General features: G+C 74.1%; 1 protein-coding gene. It reads right to left on the bottom strand.

The annotated features are described in order from the left end of the window. The coding region (locus FB457_RS34975; protein WP_145784702.1) for an SDR family NAD(P)-dependent oxidoreductase at positions 1-5,278 on the bottom strand (5,278 nt) is incomplete at both ends.

Genomic DNA, 5,278 nt, shown 5'->3' with positions numbered 1-5,278 from the left:
CTCGATCTCGGGGTGCTCCTCGACGTACGCCGCGAGCTGCTCGGCGCTCTGCGCCAGCGCACCCGCCGTACGGGCGGAAACCACCACCGGAACCGGCGCCGCCCCAGGAGCCGGCTCCGCCGACGGCGCATCCGCCGCCGCGGTCTCCACCGGCGCCGCCTCCAGCACCACGTGCGCGTTCGTGCCGCTGATGCCGAACGACGAGACGGCCGCCCGGTACGGCTCGTCGCTCTCGGGCCACGGCGTCGACTCCGTGATCAGCGAGATGGTGCCGGAGCTCCAGTCGACGTGGTGGGACGGCTCGTTGACGTGGAGGGTAGGGGGCAGCATGCCGTGGCGCATGGCCTCGACCATCTTCATGACGCCCGCCACGCCCGCCGCGGCCTGGGTGTGGCCGATGTTGGACTTGATCGAGCCCAGCCACAGCGGCCGCTCGGGGCTGTGCTCGCGCCCGTACGTCGCGAGCAGCGCCTGCGCCTCGATCGGGTCGCCCAGCGCCGTGCCCGTGCCGTGCGCCTCCACGGCGTCCACCTGACCGGGCGTCAGGCCGGCGCTGGCCAGCGCCTGTTCGATGACGCGCTGCTGCGAGGGGCCGTTGGGGGCGGTGAGGCCGTTCGACGCACCGTCCTGATTGATCGCCGAGCCCTTCAGCACCGCCAGCACCTTGTGCCCGTTGCGCCGGGCGTCGGACAGCCGCTCCAGCAGCACCAGGCCGACGCCCTCGCCCCAGCCCGTTCCGTCCGCCGCGTCGGCGAACGCCTTGCACCGGCCGTCCACGGACAGCACGCGCTGCCGGGAGAACTCGATGAACGCACCCGGGCTCGACATCACGGTGGCGCCGCCCGCGAGGGCGAGATCGCACTCGCCGTTGCGCAGCGCCTGCGCGGCGAGATGCAGGGCGACCAGCGACGACGAGCACGCCGTGTCGATCGTCACCGCCGGGCCCTCAAGACCGAAGGTGTACGCCACCCGGCCCGAGGCGACGCTTGCCGCGCTGCCGTTGCCGAGATAGCCCTCGAAGCCCTCCGGGGCGTTCTGCATCAGCCGCGAAGCGTAGTCGCCGTAGATCACGCCCGCGTAGACCGCGGTGCTGCTGCCCCTGAGCGTGGCCGGGTCGATGCCCGCCCGCTCGAACGCCTCCCAGGAGGTCTCCAGCAGCAGCCGCTGCTGCGGGTCCGTGGCCAGCGCCTCGCGCGGGTTCATCCGGAAGAAGTCGGCGTCGAACTCGTCGGCCTCGTGCAGGAACGTGCCGTAGCTGGTGTAGCTCTTGCCCGTCGCCGCCGGGTCGGGGTCGAAGAGGTTCTCCAGGTCCCAGCCGCGGTTCGTCGGGAAGCCGGAGAGACCTTCGCGGCCCTCGGCGACGAGCTTCCACAGGTCGGCGGCGGAGTGCACGTCGCCGGGGAAGCGGCACGCCATCGACACGATGACGACCGGATCGTCCGCGGTGTCGGTGCTCACGAGCTGCGGCGCCGTCGCGCGCGGCGCCGACTGCAGCACCTCGGCGCCGATGTGGTCGGCGAGGACCTGCGCGGTCGGGTAGTCGAAGATCAGGGTCGCCGGCAGCCGCAGCCCGGTGGCGGCGTCGAGCCGGTTGCGCAGCTCGACCGCGGTGAGGGAGTCGAACCCGAGGTCGTTGAACGGCGCCTGCGCGTCCACCGCGGCGGCGTCGCTGTGCCCCAGGACGGCGGCGGCGTTGGTGCGCACCAGGTCGAGCAAGAGGCGCTGCCGCTCGGCCGCCGACAGCCCGGCGAGTTGCGCCGCGAGCCCCGAGACCTCGCTCGGCGCGGCGGCCGCGGCAGCCCGGCGCCGCGCCCGCGGGGCGAGGTCGCGCAGGAGGGCGGGGACGCGCTCGCCGGTGCGGAGGGTGGCCGGGTTCAGCGGGACGCAGAGGTGGTACGGGGACGGGGTGGCGAGGGCGCCGTCGAGGAGCTTCAGGCCGTGCTCGGTGCTGAGCGCCGCGTCGCTGCGGGCCACCTCGCTGTCGCCGAGGTGCTTGGTGAGGTCGGTGGTGTGCTTCCAGTAGCCCCAGGCGAGGCTCGTGGTGGGCAGGCCCTGCTGGGTGCGGTGGTGGGCGAGGGCGTCGAGGTAGGTGTTGGCGGCGGCGTAGTTGGCCTGGCCGGGGTTGCCGAGGGTGCCGGCGGCGGAGGAGTAGAGGACGAAGTGGGCCAGGTCCAGGTGCCGCGTCGCCTGGTGCAGGTGGTACGCGGCGTCGACCTTCGGCGCCAGAACCGGGTGCAGCGTCTCCGGGGTGAGCTGGGTCAGGATCGTGTCGTCCAGCACGCCCGGGGTGTGGATCACCGCGGTCAGCGGGTGCCGCTCGTCGACGGAGGCGACGAGGGTGTGGACGGCGTGGGCGTCGGTGACGTCGCAGGCCGCGAGGGTGACCCGGGCGCCGAGTTCGGTGAGTTCGGCGCGCAGGGCGTCGGCGTCGCGGTGGCCGGGGCCGCTGCGCGAGGCCAGCAGGAGGTGGCGTACGCCGTGCTCGGCGACGAGGTGACGGGCCGTCAGCCTCGCGAGGCCACCGGTGCCGCCCGTGATCAGCACCGTGCCGTCCGGGTCGAGCGGCCGGGGGAGGGTCAGGATCAGCTTGCCCGTGTGCCGGGCCTGGCTGAGGTGCCGTAGCGCGTTGGGGGCGTGGCGTACGTCGAAGCAGGTGGTCCGCGGGGCCGTGAGGTGGCCTGCGGCGAACAGCGCGGCCAGGTCGGTCAGCATCTCCTGGATGCGGTCGGGACCGGCCTCGATGAGGTCGAAGTTCTGGTAGCGGACCCGGTGGTCGGCCTCGACGGCCTGCGGGTCGCGGACGTCGGTCTTGCCCATCTCCAGGAACCGGCCGCCGGGGCGCAGCAGGCGCAGCGACGCGTCGGTGAACTCGTGGGCGAGCGCGTTGAGCACCACATCGACACCCTGGTGCGGGGTGTGGGCGCGGAAGTGGTCCTCGAAGTCGAGGGAGCGGCTGGACGCGACGTGCTGCTCGTCCAGGCCCTGCGCGTACAGCAGGTGGTGCTTGCCGGGGCTGGCCGTGGCATAGACGTCGGCGCCCCAGTGGCGGGCGAGTTGGAGTGCGGCGGAGCCGACGCCGCCGGTGGCGGCGTGGAGCAGCAGCGACTCGCCGGCCGCCAGACCGCCGAGGTCCCTGAGCCCGTAGTACGCGGTGAGGTACGCCACCGGGACCCCGGCCGCGTCGTTGAACGACCACCCCTCGGGGACCGCGGTGACCATGCGGTGGTCGGTGACCGTCTGCGCGCCCACGCCGTTCGGGAACATGCCCATGACGCGGTCGCCGACCTTGACGTTGGCGACGTCGGCGCCGACCTCGGTCACCACCCCCGCGCCCTCGCTGGCCAGCAGCGCCTCGCCCGGGTACATGCCGAGGGTGATCAGGGCGTCGCGGAAGTTGAGCCCGATGGCCCGTACCGCGACGCGCACCTGATGCGGTGCCAGCGCCTCGGGGAGGTTCGGGTTCGGCAGGAAGGCGAGGTTGTCGAACGTGCCGGAGGCGGTCTTGTCCAGCCGCCAGGACTCCTCGCCGGCGGGAATCGCCAGCGCGTCGGCGGCCCCCTCGGTGGAGCGGGCCAGCCGGGGCACGAGGACCTGGTCGTGGCGGAGCGCGAGCTGCGGTTCGCCGGTCGCCAGGGCGTCGAGCAGGTGGGGGACGGCGGCGGGGTCGCCGCCGGTGACGGCATCGACGGCGGTGTCGGTGTCGACGAGGTGGATGCGGTCGGGGTTCTCGTTCTGGGCGGTACGGACCATGCCCCACAGCGGCGTGTGCGGGAGGTGCACGTCGTCGGCCGGGCCGGTTGCGACGGCGCGGTGGGTGAGGACGACGAGGCGGCGGTCGGTCCGGTCGTTGGCGGCCAGCCAGCCCTGTACGTGGGTCAGCAGCGCCTCCGCCGCGGCGTGCGCGGCGGTGGGGCCGTCGTCCTCGGCGGGAGCCGCGACGTAGAGGTCCACCAGCTCCGGTGCGACCCGCTCGGCCTGGGCGGGCTGCTCGGCGGCGGCCCGGTTCCAGGCGAGGTGGAAGAGGCTGTTGCGGGTGGCCGTGTCGGTGTGGGGGCCGCCGGTGAGCGCCGACGCGTCGACCGGGCGGGAGTTGAGCGCGGAGACGGTGGCGACGGGCGCGCCGGAGGGGTCCCAGGTGTGCAGCGTCAGATCGTGGCCGTGCTCACCGGCCGGAATGAGGGTCGCGCGCAGGTGGGTGGCGCCGCTGGCGTGGACGGTGACGCCGGTCCAGGCGAAGGGCAGCCGGAGCCGGCCGTCGGCGCTGTCCTTGTCGTCCTTGCCGAGGTTCTCGGCCGCGAGCGGGTGGAGTGCGGCGTCGAGCAGGGCGGGGTGGATGGTGTGGCCGGAGGCGTCGGCGTCCTCGGGCAGGGCGATCTCGGCGTGGAGGGTGCCGTCGGCGCCGCGCCAGGCGGCGGTGACGCCCTGGAAAGCGGGCCCGTACTCGTAGCCCGCGGCCTGCAAGCGGGGGTAGAGGTCGGTGACCTCCACGGGCTCCGTGCCGGCCGGCGGCCACTGGGTCAGCGCCGGGGCCGGGTGAGCGGAGGCGTCCGCGTCGGTCGTGAGGATGCCGGTGGCGTGGCAGGTCCAGGGCTCCGGCTCGGAGTCGTCCGCGGTGTGGCGGCGCGAGTGGATCGTCACCTGCCACCGGCCGCCGTCCTCGCCCTCTGCCCCGGCGAGGGGGGCGGTGGTGACCTGGACGTCGTGCGTGCCGGCCTCGTCCATCGTGAGGGGCGCGTGCAGAGTCAGCTCTTGCAGGTGGGTGGCGCCGGTGTGGTCGCCGGTGTGCAGGGCGAGGTCGACCAGGGCGGTGCCGGGGAGGAGGACCGTACCGGCGACGGCGTGGTCGGCGAGCCAGGGGTGGGTGGAGAGGCTGAGGCGGCCGGTGAAGACCGTCGTACCGGCCGAGCCCGCGCCGCCCCCGGTGGTGTCCGCGAGTTGCACGGCGGCGCTGAGGAGGGCGTGGGCGGTGCCGAGTTGGCCGAGGTCGGTCGCGCTGGTGAGCGCGGTGGGCGCGTCGAGCCAGTAGGGGCGGTGCTGGAAGGGATAGGTGGGGAGGACGGGGAGCTTGGCCGCGGTCTCGGGGAGGTGGGGGGTGAGGTTGAGCGGGTGGTGGTGGGTGTGGAGTGTGGTGAGGGTGGCGAGGTGGGTGCGGGTCTCGTCTGGGAGGTGGGGGGTGCTGCGGACGCTGGCGGGGAGGTGGGGGGTGAGGGTGGGGTGGGGTGCGAGTTCGGTGTAGAGGGTGATGGCGTCGGTCTCGGTGAGGTGGGTGATGCCTTGG

Source organism: Streptomyces sp. CNZ287 (genome assembly GCF_007827615.1).
Note: the sequence above shows the minus strand (reverse complement) of the source record. Positions and strands in the feature narration are given on the sequence as shown.